This window comes from Acidobacteriota bacterium, assembly GCA_012729555.1.
Taxonomy (GTDB): domain Bacteria; phylum Acidobacteriota; class UBA6911; order UBA6911; family UBA6911; genus UBA6911.
On record JAAYCX010000051.1, the window covers coordinates 16,253 to 30,425 of the forward strand.

Genomic DNA, 14,173 nt, shown 5'->3' on the forward strand with positions numbered 1-14,173 from the left:
TCCTCAGATCTTGGGTCCGATAAGGGGCTGGCGTCGGTCGACCGGGTAGTCCTTGCGCAGCGGGTGCCCCTCGAACTCTTCGTACATCAGGATACGCCTCAGGTCGGGGTGCCCCCGGAAGCGGATGCCGAACATGTCCCACACCTCGCGCTCCAGCCAGTTGGCCGACCCCCACAGGGGGGTCAGGGAATCGACCACGGGTTCCGGCTCCCCCGCCGCGACCTCGAGGCGCAGGCGGCGCTTGTGGCGGAGGGAGAGGAACTGGTAGACGACGGTGAACCTCGCGGCCCCCTCCCCCCCCGCAGGGGCCCCCGCAGGGGCCCCCGCCGCCGGCGCCCCCCGGTCGACGGCCGTGATATCGACCAGGAAGTCGAATTCGAGGCGGGGATCCTTTTTCAGGAATTCGACCGTGCGGATCAGGAATTCGGGACGGACCACGGCGGTCGCTTCCCCGAGGGGCGCGCGGGTGCCGACAACGGCCTCGGGAAACCTTTCGGTCAGCAGCGTGAGGGCGATCTCCGGCGTTTCCCCTTTCATTCCCATTCGAGCGCGCCCATCTTCCAGGCGTAGGCGAAGCCCGCGCCGATCACCACGACAAAAAGGAGCATCTCGACGAAACCGAACCATCCCAGCCCCCGCAGGGCCGCGGCCCAGGGGAAGAGAAAAGCGAGTTCGACGTCGAAGACGACAAAGAGCATGGCCATGATGTAGAAGTGAACGGGCACGGCGCCGCCGGGATGCCCGTCGGAGGGGATGCCGCATTCGAAAGGCGTATCCTTGACGGGATGTCGCTTCCGGGGCCCGAGAAAAACGGACGCCAGGATGAACGCTGCGACGACGCCTGAAACCAGGAGCGCCATGAGGGCCAGGGGAATCAACGGATTCATGCCGATAAATGTAGCATCGCGCACGCCCGGAAATCAATCGATTCGGCCCCGCGGCGGGGAGGAGCCATTGACTGCCCCGCCCCGTGTCACTATGATCTGACCACTACGGGGGACGACGATGAAGATTCAGGGGGTCCTGGGCGTGGCGGTGATCCTGGTTTGCGGCGCGTTCGCGCCGGGAGAACCGCTTGGGGAAACGGCGGAGAGGCTCGTCGGCACGGTGGCGCGCCTGAGGGGTCTCACTCCCCGGGCTCCCATCCCGAAGGAACTCAAGACCCGGGAGGAGATCCGCGCCCTTCTGGGTGAACGCGCCCGGGCGGACATTGCCCCCGACCTCATGCTCCGGGAGGAAAGGATGCTGCGCCGGCTCGGCCTCATCCCCGAAGGGGTTCCCTACGGAGAGACGCTCGTCCGGCTGCGCTCGGAGCAGGTCGAGAGCCTCTACGACCCGGGGCGCGGGACGCTTTTCATCGCTTCCTGGCTGCCGGCGCCCGAGCAGGAACATGTCCTGGTGCACGAAATCGCCCTGGCGCTGCAGGACCAGCATTTCGGCGTGGCGGCCGCCCTCGCCGGGAGCGCGCGGGAGACGAACGGCGACCGTTCGCTGGCGCTCGAGGCCTTCATCGAGGGGGACAGCACCGCGGTGATGCTCCAGCACCTCGTGGCCCCGCAAAAGCGGCATTTCGCGGACCTGCCGAACCTCGCCTTCGTCATGCAGACGCAGATGGAGGCGATGAAGTCCCATTACGAGGTCCTGAAACTCGCCCCCCGGTTCCTGCAGGAGACCGTGATGTTCCCCTACGGCTACGGCCCCTCTTTCCTGCAGCAGGCCTGGAAACGGAAACCGTCGTGGGACGCCGTCAACGCCATCTATGCGGATCCGCCGGGGTCGACCGAACAGATCATGCACCCGGAAAAATATTTCGGGACCCGCGACATCCCCCGGCCGGTGGATGCCGGGCCCTGGGCCGCCGCCCTGGGGGAGGAATGGAAGGTGGCCCACGCGCGGGTGATGGGGGAATTCGGGCTGGGCCTGCTGCTCGGTCAGCACCTTACGGACGAGCGGGCGCGCAAGGGCGCCCGGGGCTGGGGGGGGGACCAGGCGCTGCTCGTGGAAAACAGGGCCGGGAAAACGGCCGTCCTGATCCTGACCGAATGGGATACGGAGGACGAAGCCGCCAAGTTTTACGAGGCGATGCAGGCCTGGTTCCACAGGCGCAGCCCCAAAGCCGTACCCGGGGGAAAGGATCCCGAAGGGTTCTCCCTGGTCCAGGACGGGGAGGTTCAGGCGCTCCGGCGCGAGGGTCTTTCGGTCCGGGTGATCGTGGGGCTCCCCGAATCCGAGGCTCCGAAACTCGACGTCTTCTGACCCGTCGAATCAGTTCCGGACGACGCGGGTCCCGGAGATCCGGTCGTGCAGGCAAAGGTTGTCGCGGCTCGCCAGGGCCCACAACAGCCCGAGTCCGATCCCGAACAGGGACAACAGATAACCGCCGCACCGGCCGAAAAACTGCCCCTTCGATGGCCGTTCCCCGTCCCTCCCCACCACGCGCAGGTCCGTGATCATCATTCCGATCGTCTGGCTGGAGGCGAAGAGGAAGAAAATGGAATAGACGAAATAGGCCAGCAGGAAAAGGCCCGAGAAGTGGACGACGCTCACGGCGTCCATCATGATGGCGCCCGTAAGGCCGTCCGCGGCGAACACCATTACCCCGACACAGGTCACGATGCAGATCAGGTCCACCAGCCCGGACAGGGTCCGGGAGAGGAGGATCAGCTTTCCTTCCGAATCCTCGAACTCCCCCGCGGCGGCCGCCGGCTCATAAACGGCCCGGGGTGGTGCGGGAGGAACGGGGAGCGGACCGGGGGACGCCGGACCGGCCGGCTTGCGGGAAACGGCCGTATCGATAAGACTCCGGATCTTTCGGGGATCCGCGGGGGCCGGCGGCACCGCCTTCAGGGGCTCGAGCTTTTTCTGCAACGGGACGGGGGCCGGCGGCCGGGGGGCTGGTTTGCGCGCCTTCATCCGCTCCATGATCTCGGCCCGCAACGCGGCGGCGGCGGCGTCGGGGGACGGGCCCCCGGGCGCCCCGGCCGGATCCAGGGGGGAACGGACCGGGGTGGCCGACGCGGCCGCCTCCTTTTTCTGCTTGATGGCGCGCAGGCGCTCGGAAAGCTCCTTGCGCCAACCGGGGATCTCCTCCGCCGCGGAGATCCCCGGGCCGTCCGCATCCCCGGGCTCCGGCACATCCTCCTGCTCCTCCCGGCCGGCATCGGCGCCGTCGGCCGGGGGCGCGCCGGGATCGGCCGGCCCGGGCTCCGGGGTCTCCACCGCGATACGGTGGCCGCAGCGCGGGCAGGAACCCGTCGCGTCGATCTCGATAACCAGACAGTGAGGACAATTCATAAGCCGCTCCCGCGCGCCCCGGAAAAGTGGGTCCCTCGCCGGCCGGAGGCTCGGCGCTCTCGGGCAGAATCGGGGTGATTATAGCACAGCGGGATCCTGTCGCCCCCCCCGCCCTTTTGCTATAATTGAAGGCGGGGAGGCCGCAGCCTTGATGACGTTGAGAAGGCGGTCGCTGGTGATGGTGGGGTTCCTGGCCTTCGCGGCGGCCGCCTACGGGATAGCCAGGCGTTCGGCTCCCGCCATGGTTCGTCACGTGGTGGAGCAGTCCCTGATCCAGAAAGCGCCCGCCGACGTCGGTGAAGAGTCGATCCGGCGGAGGCTCGACGAGCTCCTCCGGGCGGCTCCAAACGAGGAGGCACGCATGCGAACCCTGCTCCGCATTTCACAGGATCTGGAGAAGGTACAGGAATTGACCCGTGACGAGTGGGCCCGGCTGTGGCCGCAGCCCGAGTCCGGAGATCCCCCGGGAATTCGTCATTGAGGAACTTTTTCCCTCCGGAAGGCGTCTGATAGATAAGGACATGAAATGAGCCGAAGAGCATTCATGAACGGGGTGATGTATCCGGAAGAGCTCGTGCTGTCCGAGAACGCCGGCGGCGTCGCGCACGGGGCCGTCCTGGACCAGGCCGGGTCGGAAGCCGATCTCGGCTTCGACCAGATATTCGAGCGTTACCGGTCGATGGTCTACGGTCTCGCCGTGAACATCCTGGGTGACCGGGAGGAAGCGCTGGACGTGTCCCAGGAGGTTTTCCTCACGGTGTACCGCAAACTGGACACCTTCAGGGGGGAATCCTCCCTGAAGACCTGGATTTACCGCATCGCCGCCCGCCGGGCGGCCAACCGGTTCCGCTGGTGGAACCGGTTGAGGCGCAGGGGCACGGTTTCGCTGGAGGAGCACCTGGTCCAAAACCCCAACGACGAGCTCTTCTACAATCTGCGGGCCCAGGGCCGAACGCCCGAGGAGGCCCTGGCCTTCGAGGAGGAACATGCCGAGGTCGAGCGCCTGCTCCGGGACCTCCCCCTGCCGCAGAGGATGGCCGTGGTGATGCGCGACATCGAGGGGTTGTCGTACGAAGAGATCGCCGAAACGCTCGAGGTGTCGCTCGGCACGGTGAAATCCAGGATCGCACGGGGGAGAGAGGGGCTCAAGCGCCGGTTCAACGGAGCCGGGAGATAACCAGAGGCTGTCATGGAATGCAGGAAAGTAGTACCTTTGCTGTCGGAATTTCTGGATGAAACACTCGACGCGGGCGACGCCGTGGAAATCTCCAAGCACCTCGGCGGGTGCATGGGGTGCCGGAAGGAGTACGACGCGCTCGCGGCGGTGCGCGCCCGGCTCCGCTTGGCGGGGAGGATCCCGGAACCCGATTACCTGGGGGACCTGGTGCGGCTCCGGATCGCCGACGCGCGCAGAAACCGCTGGAGCGTCCAACTGCGGGAGGCCGTGGAGTTGCGCTGGTCCAGGATCCGCACGACGGGGAGGCTCTGGTATCTGAGCCGCGCCGCGGGCACGCTGATGACGGCCGTACTCTTCGCCCTGATCCCCTTTTCGATCGACCCGCCGGGGGTCCAGGCCGACGACCCCCTCCCCGTGCGGATCATGTTCACACCCCGGGAGCGGAGCCAGATGGCCGCGTCCTTCCAGGTCAAGATGGGAATGGCCCCCGGCGGCGCGCGTGAGGAAATCATCCGGCCGAAAAGGCCGGCCACCCGGCCCGCGATCAACGACCAGGTCCTGTCCGATTTCGGGGAACGCATCTCCCAGGACGGGGAGGATTACGTCTTTTCGGTGCTGACGACGGTCGACCGCACCGGGCAGGCCGAGGCGGAAATGGTGGTCGAACACCCCGACGACCGGACCTTCCTCGAGAGCTTCAACAAGGTCATCTCCTCCCGCCGCCTGGCCCCGGGCCGCGCGCGCGACGGTGAAACCATCGACTCCCGGATGCTGATGATCTTCAGCAAGATATCGGTGTACGACTAGTCCCCGCCCTCGGGCCGGCGCTTTTCCCGGCGCTCGCGCCGGCGGTCCCGCCCCCGGCGCCCTTTTCGGGGTGCCGCCTCCTGCGGCGGGGGGCCGAGCAGGGCAACCTCCCGCGCGCTCAGGTCGCGCCAGCGCCCCGTCGGCAATCCCTCCAGGGTGCAGGGGCCGATGCGGGTCCGGACCAGCTTGAGCACCACGAGCCCCACCGCCTCCAGCATCCGGCGCACCTCGCGGTTTTTCCCCTCGGTCAGCACGATCTCGAGCCAGCTGTATTTCCCCCGGTCTTCGATCCGGGCGACACTCTCCGGCCGCGCCCGTTCCCCCCGCCCGAGTTCCACCCCGGCCCGCATCCTCGAGATCGTCTCGTCGTCGACCAGGGCGCTGGCCTTGACCAGGTAGGTCTTCGGCACCCGGGAGGCCGGACTCCTGACGAAATCGGCGAAATCGGTGTCGTTGGTGAGGAGGATCAGCCCCGAGGAATCCTTGTCCAGGCGCCCCACGGGGGAGACCCAGGGGAGGCTTTCGTCGAGGCAGTCGTACACCGTCCTCCTCCCGCCCGGGTCCCCGTGGCTCGTGATCACCCCCTTGGGCTTGTTGAAGAGGAGATAGACCCGGTGCGCCGGGCGCAGGCGGTTTCCGTCGAGGTGCACCGCGTCCACGCGCGGGTCGAGCCAGGCGTCGGGGTCCCGGGCGGCGCGCCCGTTGACCTTGACTCGACCCGCGCGGATGGCCGCGCACGCGGCGCTCCGGGACGCGAACCCGAAGCGCGAGAGCACGCGGTCGAGCGTCATCTCCCTTTTCGATTCCATCCCGCCCCCCTGGACCCGCGGCGGACCGGACCGACTCCCGGAGGCGCGCGGGATGCTTTATGGTACCATCATCCCGAATCGAACCGAACTGGGGGTACATATGATGGCACACCTCTCCGTCCTGTTGGGCATCGACGCCCGCTACGTGGTCTACCCTCTGATCGCCGTGATCGCGGCCGGCATCCTCCGCTTCGGCCTTCTCCGGACCCTGCGCAGGAAAGCGGCGCGGACCGCGACCACCCTGGACGATCACGTCATCCGTTACCTGGAGTCGCTCGTCACCCCGCTCCTCACCGTTGCGGTCCTCTATTACGTCGCCCACCTGATCCCCGTCCCCTCGGCGGCTGCCCGATATATCCACAGGGGACTGGGAGTCGCCGCCATCCTGATCGCCGCGGTCCTTACGGCAAGACTGATCACCGTCCTGCTCGCCGATATCGGCGCCCGCAGGGAAAGCTGGAGCCGTTTCCTGCAGCCGCTCGCGACCCTGGCCAAAATCCTCCTGGGCCTCCTTGTCGTCGCCCTCTCCATCAGGACGCTCGGCCTCAACTTCTCCGGCGAGGGGGCGCGCCTGGTCCGCATCGTGGGGATCCTCGTGGGCGCCTACATCCTCCTCCGGATCATCGGCCTCGCCGCCCTCCACCTGGAGCGGTTGGTGGAGGGGACCGAGTCCGGGGTGCTTTCGGAAGCCCAGCGCCGGGCCAGGACGCTGGGGAAGATCATCAACAGCATCGGCTGCGTCCTGGTCATAGGGGTGTCCGCCATGCTGATCCTGGACCAGTTCGGGATCAACATCATGCCCATCATCACCGGGGCGGGGATCGCGGGATTGGCCGTGGGGTTCGGGGCCCAGAACCTCGTGCGCGACGTGATCAGCGGTTTCTTCCTCATCCTCGAGGACCAGATCCGCGTCGGCGACGTCGCCCGGATCAACGGCACCGGGGGGGCCGTGGAGGCCATCCGGCTGCGCACCACCATCCTGAGGGACATGGACGGGACGGTCCACATCTTCCCGAACGGGGAAATCAAGGCCGTCTCCAACCTGACCAAGGAATACGCCTATTACGTGGTCGACCTGGGGATCGCCTACAAGGAAAACGTGGACGAGGTGATGGAGGTGTTGCGCGGAATCGGGGCCGAACTGGCGGAGGACCCGGAGTACCGCCCCTACATCCTGGAGCCGCTGGAGGTCCTGGGGGTGGACGATTTCGGCGACTCCCAGGTGACGCTCAAGCTCCGGATCAAGACCCTCCCGCTCAAGCAGTGGGCGGTGGGGCGCGAACTGCGCCGGCGGATCAAGAACGGCTTCGACGGCAGGGGGATCGAGATCCCCTTCCCGCACCTGAGCGTCTACTGGGGCGAAGCCAGCCGCCCCTTCGAGGCATCTGTGAAGAAACAGGAGCCGTGACCACCCCCGGCCGAGGTGTCATTCCCGGCCCTTGTCGCGCACCGGCCGGGAGTTGGGCCCCCGCCCCTGGGAGAGGACGCTCTCCGGGGGGATGCTTTCGGTCAGCCACACGTTCCCGCCGATGACGGAGCGCGCCCCGACGGTGATTCTCCCGAGGATGGTCGCGCCGGCGTAGATGACCACGTCGTCCCCGATGACGGGATGGCGGTCGACCCCCTTGATGGGCACCCCCTTCTCATCGAGCGGGAAGCTCTTCGCCCCGAGCGTAACCCCCTGGTAGATCCGCACCCGGTCCCCGATGACGGCGGTCTCCCCGATCACCACCCCCGTGCCGTGATCGATGAAGAACCTCCGGCCGACCCGGGCCCCGGGGTGGATGTCGATCCCGGTGACGCTGTGGGCGTTCTCCCCGATGATCCTGGGGATCACCGGCACCTCGAGGTCGTAGAGTTCGTGGGCGACGCGGTGGTTGGTGATCGCGAAAACCCCCGGATAGCAGAAGATGGTTTCGCCCGGGCTCTTGGCCGCCGGGTCCCCGTCGTAGGCGGCGCGCACATCCTCCATGAGGAGCGCCATCACCTCGGGCACCCTTTCGAGGAACCGGCGCGTGATCCCCGCGGCCCGGGCCCTGCACTCGACCGGGTTGTCGTCGCCTCCGGGGCACACGAAACAGAACCCGCGCCGGATCTGCTCCTCGAGCGCGATGGCGACGCGGTCCAGGATCGCACCCACATGAAGGGTCAGCGCTTCCGGGTTGAATTCGGCCAGGTGGAAGAAGCCGGGAAACAGGACGGACCGGAGCTGCTGCATGATCTCCAGGCAGCTCGAGCGTGACGGGAGCCGCGCCCCGCACTCCTTCGGAACATTCGGCAGGAACTCGTGCCGCCGGCTCACCTCGACGAGCCGCCGGGCGATTTCGGAAATGGGCACCCCGTCTCTTCCGCTCATTTGCATCACCCCCTGTCCTTTCGATCCCTTTCCGGACTAATATATCATTTTCCCCGGCACCCGGCCCCGCTGGACAGGAAATACCGGAACGGGCGCCTCTTCGCACGGAGGCAGAGACGAAGCCATGAAACCGATCCACACCTTCACCGTGATCCCCAGGCTCCCGGCGGCGCTCGAGCGCCTGCGCGATCTCGCCTACAACCTGCGCTGGGCATGGAACCACGACACCATCGAGCTGTTCCGCCGCCTCGACCGCGACCTCTGGGAGGAGAGCGGGCACAATCCCGTGCGCATGCTGGGATCGCTCGACCAGAAGCGCGTGGAGGAAGCCGCGGCGGACGACTCCTTTCTGGCCTATTTCGAGCACGTCCTCGCCGATTTCGACGCCTACATGGAAAGCCGCGGGAGCTGGTTCCGCAAAGCCCACCCGGAAGCGGAAGACTCCGTGATCGCCTACTTTTCCGCGGAGTTCGGCCTGACCGAGTGCCTCTCCATCTTCGCCGGGGGCCTCGGCATCCTCTCCGGAGACCACCTGAAGGCTTCGAGCGACCTGGGATTGCCGCTCGTGGGCGTCGGCCTGTTCTACCAGCAGGGTTACTTCCAGCAGTACCTGAACGCTTCCGGGTGGCAGCAGGAGGCCTACGCCGACAACGACTTCCACACCCTCCCGGCCGCTCTCCAGAGAAGGCCCGACGGCAGCGAACTGAGGATAGAGGTGCCCCTGCCCGGACGGAACGTGGCCGCCCGGATCTGGCGCGTCAACGTGGGGCGCGTGGGGCTCTACCTGCTCGACACCAACATCCCCGAGAACGCCCGGGACGAAGACCGCGACCTTACCGACCAGCTGTACGGGGGGGACCTCGAGTACCGGCTCCGGCAGGAGATCCTGCTCGGCATCGGGGGATACCGGGCCCTGGAGGCGCTCGGCATCCGCCCGACCGTCTATCACATGAACGAGGGGCACTCGGCCTTCCTGTCGCTGGAATTGACCCGCAACCTGATCCGGGACCGATCCCTCTCCTTCGCCCAGGCCCGCGAACTGGCCTCCGCCGCCCTCGTCTTCACCACCCATACCCCCGTGGCCGCGGGGCACGACTATTTCCCCTCCGCGCTGATGGAGCGCCACTTCTCTTCCTATGCCGCGGAACTGGGGATCTCCCTGGAGGATTTCATCGCCCTGGGCCGGCGCGACCCCGCGCGCAGGGACGAGAGCTTCTGCATGACGGTGCTGGCCCTGCGGATGGCGGCCTCCAGCAACGGCGTCAGCCGCCTCCACGGGGAGGTCAGCCGCGGGCTCTGGAAGGACCTCTGGCCCGACGTCCCCGAGCGGGAGATCCCGATCACCCACATCACCAACGCGGTCCATTTCCAGTCCTGGATTTCGCAGGAGATGAACCAGCTGTACGAGCGTTACCTGGGTCCCGGCTGGAAGACGCAGCCGTCCGCGGAGAACGTCTGGGACCGGATCGAATCGATCTCGTCGGAAAGCCTCTGGCGCACCCACGAGCTCCGCCGGGAGCGCCTCGTCGCCTTCGCCCGAAGGCAGCTGCGCCTGCAGCTGGAGCGCCGGGGGGCCCCGCAGGCGGAGATCGCCGCGGCCCAGGACGCGCTGGACCCGGAGATCCTGACGATCGGTTTCGCCCGCCGCTTCGCCACCTACAAGAGGGGGACCCTGCTGCTGCGTGACCGCCGCCGCCTGGCCGCCATCCTCAACGACCCGAAGCGCCCCGTCCAGGTGATCTTCGCGGGAAAGGCCCACCCCAGGGACGACGAGGGAAAGGAGCTGATCCGCCAGATCACCGCCCTGGCGCGGGAACCGGAATTCCGGCGCCGCATCGTCTTCGTCGAGGATTACGACATGAGTGTCGCCCGCTACCTGGTCCAGGGGGTCGACGTCTGGCTCAACACCCCCCTGCGCCCCAACGAGGCGAGCGGCACCAGCGGCATGAAGGCGATCGCCAACGGGGTGCTGAACCTGAGCACCCTGGACGGGTGGTGGGACGAAGTCTGCCGTTCGCGGACCTCGAACCACCCCCTGGTCGGCTGGGCCATCGGGAAGGGGGAGTCGTACGCCGACACGGAATACCAGGCCCAGGTGGAGGCCGAAGCCCTGTACGACATCCTGGAGCGCGACGTGGTGCCCACCTTCTACGACCGCCGCGCCGACGGGGTGCCCCACACGTGGATCCGGCTCATGAAATCGTCCATTGCCGACCTCTGTCCCTGGTTCAACACCAACCGGATGGTCCGGGAGTATGCCGAACGGTTCTACCTGCCGGCCCACGAACGCTTCCGCCGGCTCGAGGCCGACGGCGCCGCACGGGCGATCGCGCTCGCGGCGGCGCTCGGACGCATCCGCGCCGCCTGGCCGGGCCTGGGGGCGGACATGATCGAGACCTCACTCCCCTCCGAGATCGCCGTCGGCGAACGCATCCGGTTCCGCGCACGGGTCCGCACCGGTCCCCTGTCCACGGACGACCTGAGGGTCGAACTCTACGCCGGGCGCCTGAACGCGCACGGGGAGATCGAGAAACCCCTCGTCGTCGAGATGCAGCCCGCGCAGGAGGAGGCGGGAGCGACGATCTACGAGACCACCGCCGTTCCCGACTGCGGGAGCGGGAGGCACGGCTACACCGCGCGCGTCCTGCCGCGCCACCCCGAACTCCGGAACGCGTTCATCCCCGGCCTCATCCTGTGGGCCAACGGGGCGGCCGGGGGTACGGACAGGGCGCAGGGCCCGGAGGGGAAAACCGGCTGATCCCGCGCACGGGGAGGGGGAAACCATGGAAACGTTTTCGGTCCGGACCCGGGAGCACACCCAGTTCCTGGACATCACCCGGAACCTCGAGACGGCCGCGGGGGCGGCGGGGATCCGGCGCGGAGTGCTGACGGCCTTCGTCCCGACCACCACCGCCGGGATCACCATCAACGAAAACGCCGACCCGAGTGTCACCGCCGACCTGGCCGCGGCCCTCGAGCGCTCCGTCCCCTGGCGGGCGGGTTACGCGCACGGCGAGGGGAACGCGGCGGCACATGTAAAGGCAAGCCTGATGGGGTCCTCGGTGCAGGTCCTGGTGGAAGACGGGCGCCTCGCGCTCGGCACGTGGCAGGCGGTCTATCTCTGTGAATTCGACGGCCCCCGCACCCGCGACGTCTGGGTCACGACCGTGCCGCACCCGTAGGGAAAACCACGCGGAAGCAGGCCCCGCGCCCGGGCGGCGAGGAAACCCGGATCTCCCCGCCGTTGTTGCGGACCAGCTGGTAGGAGATCGACAGGCCCAGCCCGGTCCCCTCCCGCCTGGTGGTGAAAAAGGGGTCGAAGATCGACTCCATCTTTTCCGGATCGATCCCGGGGCCGTCGTCCTCGACCGCGATCTCGAGCGTGTCCCCCTCGAGCGCGCCGTGCATCCGGACTTCCCCGCCTTCCGGCTGCGCCTGGACGGCGTTGAGGAGGATGTTGATCAGCACCTGCTTCACCTGCTCCGGATCCACGTCGAGCGTGGCCGCGGGAGCGTCCAGCCGCCCGACGATCGAAACCCCCCGGCGCCGGGCTTCGTCATCGCACAGGCGCGCCGCCGCCCCGGCGATCTCGCGCCAGTCGGCCGGCATCCGCCGCGGGGGCGCGGGGCGGGAGAAGGCGAGGATTTCGCCCGTCAGCTTCTCCAGCCGGGCGACCTCCTGCCGGGCGATGCGCGCGAATTCGCCCCGCGGGTCGCCTTCCGGAAGGTCCTGCCCCAGGATCTCCACCGCCCCCTGGATCGATCCGAGGGGATTGCGGATTTCGTGAGCGATCCCGGCCGAAAGCCGCCCGAGCGACGCCAGCCGGTCCGAGTGCCGGATCTGCTCGAAGGCCTGGTTCAACCTTCCGTAGGCCTCCTCGAGATCGGATCCGGTCTTCTCGAGCCGCTCCCTGGTCATCCGTTGCGCCCGCGCCAGGTACCCCAGCAGCACGGCGATCACGAGGTACATGAGGATCTCGGCGTACTGCTGGAAGGCGTAGGTCGGATGGTGGCCCCAGTCCCGCCAGATGTGAACGAGGTAGAGCAGGGCCAGGCCGGCGGCCGTGACCACCCCGCCCAGGATCTCGAACCAGAAGCTGGCCAGGATGACGGGGAGGTAATAGCCGCGCTGATAGACCTGGTGCAGGTACATGTGCTCGGTACCGGTCCAGTAATGGAGCGCCGTGATCGCCAGCACGGAGGCGGCGATGATGCCCTTCTTCGTCCAGGCGCCCCTCCCCCTGCCGGCCCGCGTCATCCCTCCTCCGCCCCGTCGCTGCCCGGCAGGCCCCGGTACGGGCCCAGCCCGTACTTCTGCATCCGGTAGACCAGCACGTTGCGCGATACATGCAGAAACCGCGCCGCCCTGGTCTGGTTCCCCCCCGTCCGCTCGAGCGCCTCCGCGATGACGTCCTTCTCCAGTTCCTCGAGCACCACCCCTTCGGGCGGAAGGCTGATGGAGGCCCGGCCGATCGTCAGGCGGGGCTCCAGGATCTCGCCGGGCAGGCACTCCATGTCGGCCTCCTCCCCCCGGGAAAAGACGACCAGGCGCTCCACGACATTTTCAAGCTCGCGGACGTTTCCCGGCCAGTGGTGGGCTTCCAGCTTGTGGAGGACGGCCGGCCCGATCCGGAGGGGCGGGCGGTTGTAGCGGCGGCAGATCCGCTCGGCGAACAGCTGCACGAACAGGGGGATATCCTCCCGGCGCTCGCGCAGCGGCGGCACCTCGAGCGGCGCCACGTTCAGGCGGTAGAACAGGTCCTGCCGGAACAGGCCGTCCGCGGCCATCCGCCGGAGGTCCCTGTGCGTGGCGGCGATGATGCGCACGTCCACCTTGCGCGGGAGCGTTTCCCCGATGACGTCGATCTCGTGCTCCTGCACCACCCGGAGGATCTTCGCCTGCAGCTGCTGCGGCAGGTCGCCGATTTCGTCCAGGAACACGGTACCGCCGTCCGCCGCCTCGAACTTGCCGGTCCGGTCGGCCGCGGCGCCGGTGAAGGCCCCCTTGCGGTAGCCGAACAGCTCCGACTCCAGGAGCGCGTCGGGGATGGCGCCGCAATTGACGATCACGAACGGCTTGCCCGCGCGCGCGCTGTTGTAATGAATGGCCTTGGACAAAAGCTCCTTCCCGGTCCCGCTCTCCCCCGCGACCAGCACCGTGGTGTCGACGGCGGCGAGGCGGCCGGCCTGCCCGATGACGCGCCGCATCGCCTTCGCCCCCCCGACCAGGCCGTCGAACCGGAACGCGGCCGTCACCGCCTCCCGCAGGTTGCGGTTTTCCTCCACCAGGCCGGCGAAGGCGAGGGCCTGCCGGAGCGTATGCAGCAGGGTGTCCCGGTTGAGGGGCTTGGTCAGGTAATGGAAGGCCCCGGCCTTGACAGCCTCGACGGCCGAATCGATCGTGCCGTAGGCGGTGACCACGATGACGGGCGTGTCGGGAGACCTGCGCCTGATTTCGAGCAGGAGCTCCTGGCCCGGGATGCCGGGCATGTCCAGGTCGGTCAGGACCGCGTGGCAGCGATGGCGGGAGAAGAGCTCGAGCGCCCGCTCGCCCCCTTCGGCCTCGAGCACCTCGTAGCCCGCCTGCCGGAGCTGGTATTGCAGCACGCGTCGGAAACTCGCGTCGTCGTCGGCGATCAGGATCAGGGGCGCGGGCATGGCAAAAGGTCTCCTGGTTCCATATTAGGGCGTACCGCGGCCGCGGCCTACCGAAATCTCGCGCCGGACTCCC

The 14,173-nt window shown here is 68.0% G+C and carries 14 protein-coding genes; 7 read left to right on the top strand and 7 right to left on the bottom strand.

Annotation, left to right across the window (positions count from 1 at the left end; genetic code table 11):
* Positions 1-3: 3 nt before the first annotated feature.
* Both GXY47_09990 and GXY47_09995 read right to left on the bottom strand, forming a co-directional pair.
* Complete coding sequence (locus tag GXY47_09990) at positions 4-543, bottom strand: NADH-quinone oxidoreductase subunit C (protein NLV31473.1); 540 nt, start codon at positions 541-543, stop codon at positions 4-6.
* On the bottom strand, positions 534-860 hold the full coding sequence (locus tag GXY47_09995; protein NLV31474.1) for an NADH-quinone oxidoreductase subunit A: 327 nt from the start codon (positions 858-860) through the stop codon (positions 534-536). The genes GXY47_09990 and GXY47_09995 overlap by 10 nt, the downstream gene beginning before the upstream one ends.
* Positions 861-1,005: 145 nt before the next feature.
* On the opposite strand from GXY47_09995, the gene GXY47_10000 reads away from it, so the two are divergent.
* Positions 1,006-2,256 (top strand): hypothetical protein, encoded by a 1,251-nt coding sequence (locus GXY47_10000; GenBank protein ID NLV31475.1) that lies wholly within the window; start codon positions 1,006-1,008, stop codon positions 2,254-2,256.
* A 9-nt stretch (positions 2,257-2,265) separates the two neighbouring features.
* Here GXY47_10000 and GXY47_10005 read toward each other — a convergent pair whose 3' ends face one another.
* Positions 2,266-3,294 carry an RDD family protein gene (locus GXY47_10005; GenBank protein NLV31476.1) on the bottom strand — a complete coding sequence of 343 codons (1,029 nt, stop codon included), beginning with the start codon at positions 3,292-3,294 and terminating at the stop codon, positions 2,266-2,268.
* Between the two features lie 151 nt (positions 3,295-3,445).
* Here GXY47_10005 and GXY47_10010 point away from each other — a divergent pair, with 151 nt between their 5' ends.
* The 3 genes from GXY47_10010 to GXY47_10020 are packed head-to-tail and all read left to right on the top strand — an operon-like array spanning position 3,446 to position 5,278.
* Entirely contained in the window at positions 3,446-3,775 is a 330-nt protein-coding gene (locus GXY47_10010; protein NLV31477.1) for a hypothetical protein, read from the top strand.
* Between the two features lie 45 nt (positions 3,776-3,820).
* Complete coding sequence (locus GXY47_10015; GenBank protein NLV31478.1) at positions 3,821-4,471, top strand: sigma-70 family RNA polymerase sigma factor; 651 nt, start codon at positions 3,821-3,823, stop codon at positions 4,469-4,471.
* Between the two features lie 36 nt (positions 4,472-4,507).
* A complete protein-coding gene (locus GXY47_10020) occupies positions 4,508-5,278 on the top strand; it encodes a hypothetical protein (protein NLV31479.1) in 771 nt (256 codons plus the stop codon).
* On the opposite strand, the gene GXY47_10025 is transcribed toward GXY47_10020, so the two are convergent.
* Positions 5,275-6,087: an rRNA pseudouridine synthase gene (locus tag GXY47_10025; protein ID NLV31480.1), complete on the bottom strand. Its 813-nt coding sequence runs from the start codon at positions 6,085-6,087 to the stop codon at positions 5,275-5,277. The two genes, GXY47_10020 and GXY47_10025, sit on opposite strands and share 4 nt — an antisense overlap.
* A gap of 103 nt (positions 6,088-6,190) precedes the next feature.
* Between GXY47_10025 and GXY47_10030 the strand changes: the two genes are divergently transcribed.
* Entirely contained in the window at positions 6,191-7,495 is a 1,305-nt protein-coding gene (locus tag GXY47_10030) for a mechanosensitive ion channel family protein (GenBank protein NLV31481.1), read from the top strand.
* Positions 7,496-7,513: 18 nt separating this feature from the next.
* On the opposite strand, the gene GXY47_10035 is transcribed toward GXY47_10030, so the two are convergent.
* On the bottom strand, positions 7,514-8,443 hold the full coding sequence (locus GXY47_10035) for a serine acetyltransferase (GenBank protein ID NLV31482.1): 930 nt from the start codon (positions 8,441-8,443) through the stop codon (positions 7,514-7,516).
* 124 nt (positions 8,444-8,567) lie between these two features.
* On the opposite strand from GXY47_10035, the gene GXY47_10040 reads away from it, so the two are divergent.
* Both GXY47_10040 and GXY47_10045 read left to right on the top strand, forming a co-directional pair.
* Positions 8,568-11,201, top strand: coding sequence for a glycosyltransferase family 1 protein (locus GXY47_10040; GenBank protein NLV31483.1), 2,634 nt, complete (start codon positions 8,568-8,570; stop codon positions 11,199-11,201).
* A 25-nt stretch (positions 11,202-11,226) separates the two neighbouring features.
* Positions 11,227-11,625 (top strand): YjbQ family protein, encoded by a 399-nt coding sequence (locus tag GXY47_10045; protein NLV31484.1) that lies wholly within the window; start codon positions 11,227-11,229, stop codon positions 11,623-11,625.
* Here GXY47_10045 and GXY47_10050 read toward each other — a convergent pair.
* The gene (locus GXY47_10050; GenBank protein NLV31485.1) at positions 11,603-12,700 is read right to left on the bottom strand and encodes a sensor histidine kinase; all 1,098 of its coding nucleotides are present in this window, start codon (positions 12,698-12,700) and stop codon (positions 11,603-11,605) included. The genes GXY47_10045 and GXY47_10050 overlap by 23 nt on opposite strands.
* The gene (locus GXY47_10055) at positions 12,697-14,100 is read right to left on the bottom strand and encodes a sigma-54-dependent Fis family transcriptional regulator (GenBank protein NLV31486.1); all 1,404 of its coding nucleotides are present in this window, start codon (positions 14,098-14,100) and stop codon (positions 12,697-12,699) included. Before GXY47_10055 ends, GXY47_10050 begins: the two co-directional genes overlap by 4 nt.
* Positions 14,101-14,173 lie beyond the last annotated feature (73 nt).

Excerpts from the sequence above, each read along its gene's own strand:
- GXY47_09995 (NLV31474.1), bottom strand. The coding sequence starts at position 860 with ATGGCGCTCCTGGTTTCAGGCGTCGTCGCAGCGTTCATCCTGGCGTCC.
- GXY47_10040 (NLV31483.1), top strand. The coding sequence starts at position 8,568 with ATGAAACCGATCCACACCTTCACCGTGATCCCCAGGCTCCCGGCGGCG.
- GXY47_10000 (NLV31475.1), top strand. The coding sequence starts at position 1,006 with ATGAAGATTCAGGGGGTCCTGGGCGTGGCGGTGATCCTGGTTTGCGGC.
- GXY47_10035 (NLV31482.1), bottom strand. The coding sequence starts at position 8,443 with ATGAGCGGAAGAGACGGGGTGCCCATTTCCGAAATCGCCCGGCGGCTC.
- GXY47_10045 (NLV31484.1), top strand. The coding sequence starts at position 11,227 with ATGGAAACGTTTTCGGTCCGGACCCGGGAGCACACCCAGTTCCTGGAC.
- GXY47_10005 (NLV31476.1), bottom strand. The coding sequence starts at position 3,294 with ATGAATTGTCCTCACTGTCTGGTTATCGAGATCGACGCGACGGGTTCC.
- GXY47_09990 (NLV31473.1), bottom strand. The coding sequence starts at position 543 with ATGGGAATGAAAGGGGAAACGCCGGAGATCGCCCTCACGCTGCTGACC.
- GXY47_10030 (NLV31481.1), top strand. The coding sequence starts at position 6,191 with ATGGCACACCTCTCCGTCCTGTTGGGCATCGACGCCCGCTACGTGGTC.
- GXY47_10055 (NLV31486.1), bottom strand. The coding sequence starts at position 14,100 with ATGCCCGCGCCCCTGATCCTGATCGCCGACGACGACGCGAGTTTCCGA.
- GXY47_10025 (NLV31480.1), bottom strand. The coding sequence starts at position 6,087 with ATGGAATCGAAAAGGGAGATGACGCTCGACCGCGTGCTCTCGCGCTTC.
- GXY47_10010 (NLV31477.1), top strand. The coding sequence starts at position 3,446 with ATGACGTTGAGAAGGCGGTCGCTGGTGATGGTGGGGTTCCTGGCCTTC.
- GXY47_10050 (NLV31485.1), bottom strand. The coding sequence starts at position 12,700 with ATGACGCGGGCCGGCAGGGGGAGGGGCGCCTGGACGAAGAAGGGCATC.
- GXY47_10015 (NLV31478.1), top strand. The coding sequence starts at position 3,821 with ATGAGCCGAAGAGCATTCATGAACGGGGTGATGTATCCGGAAGAGCTC.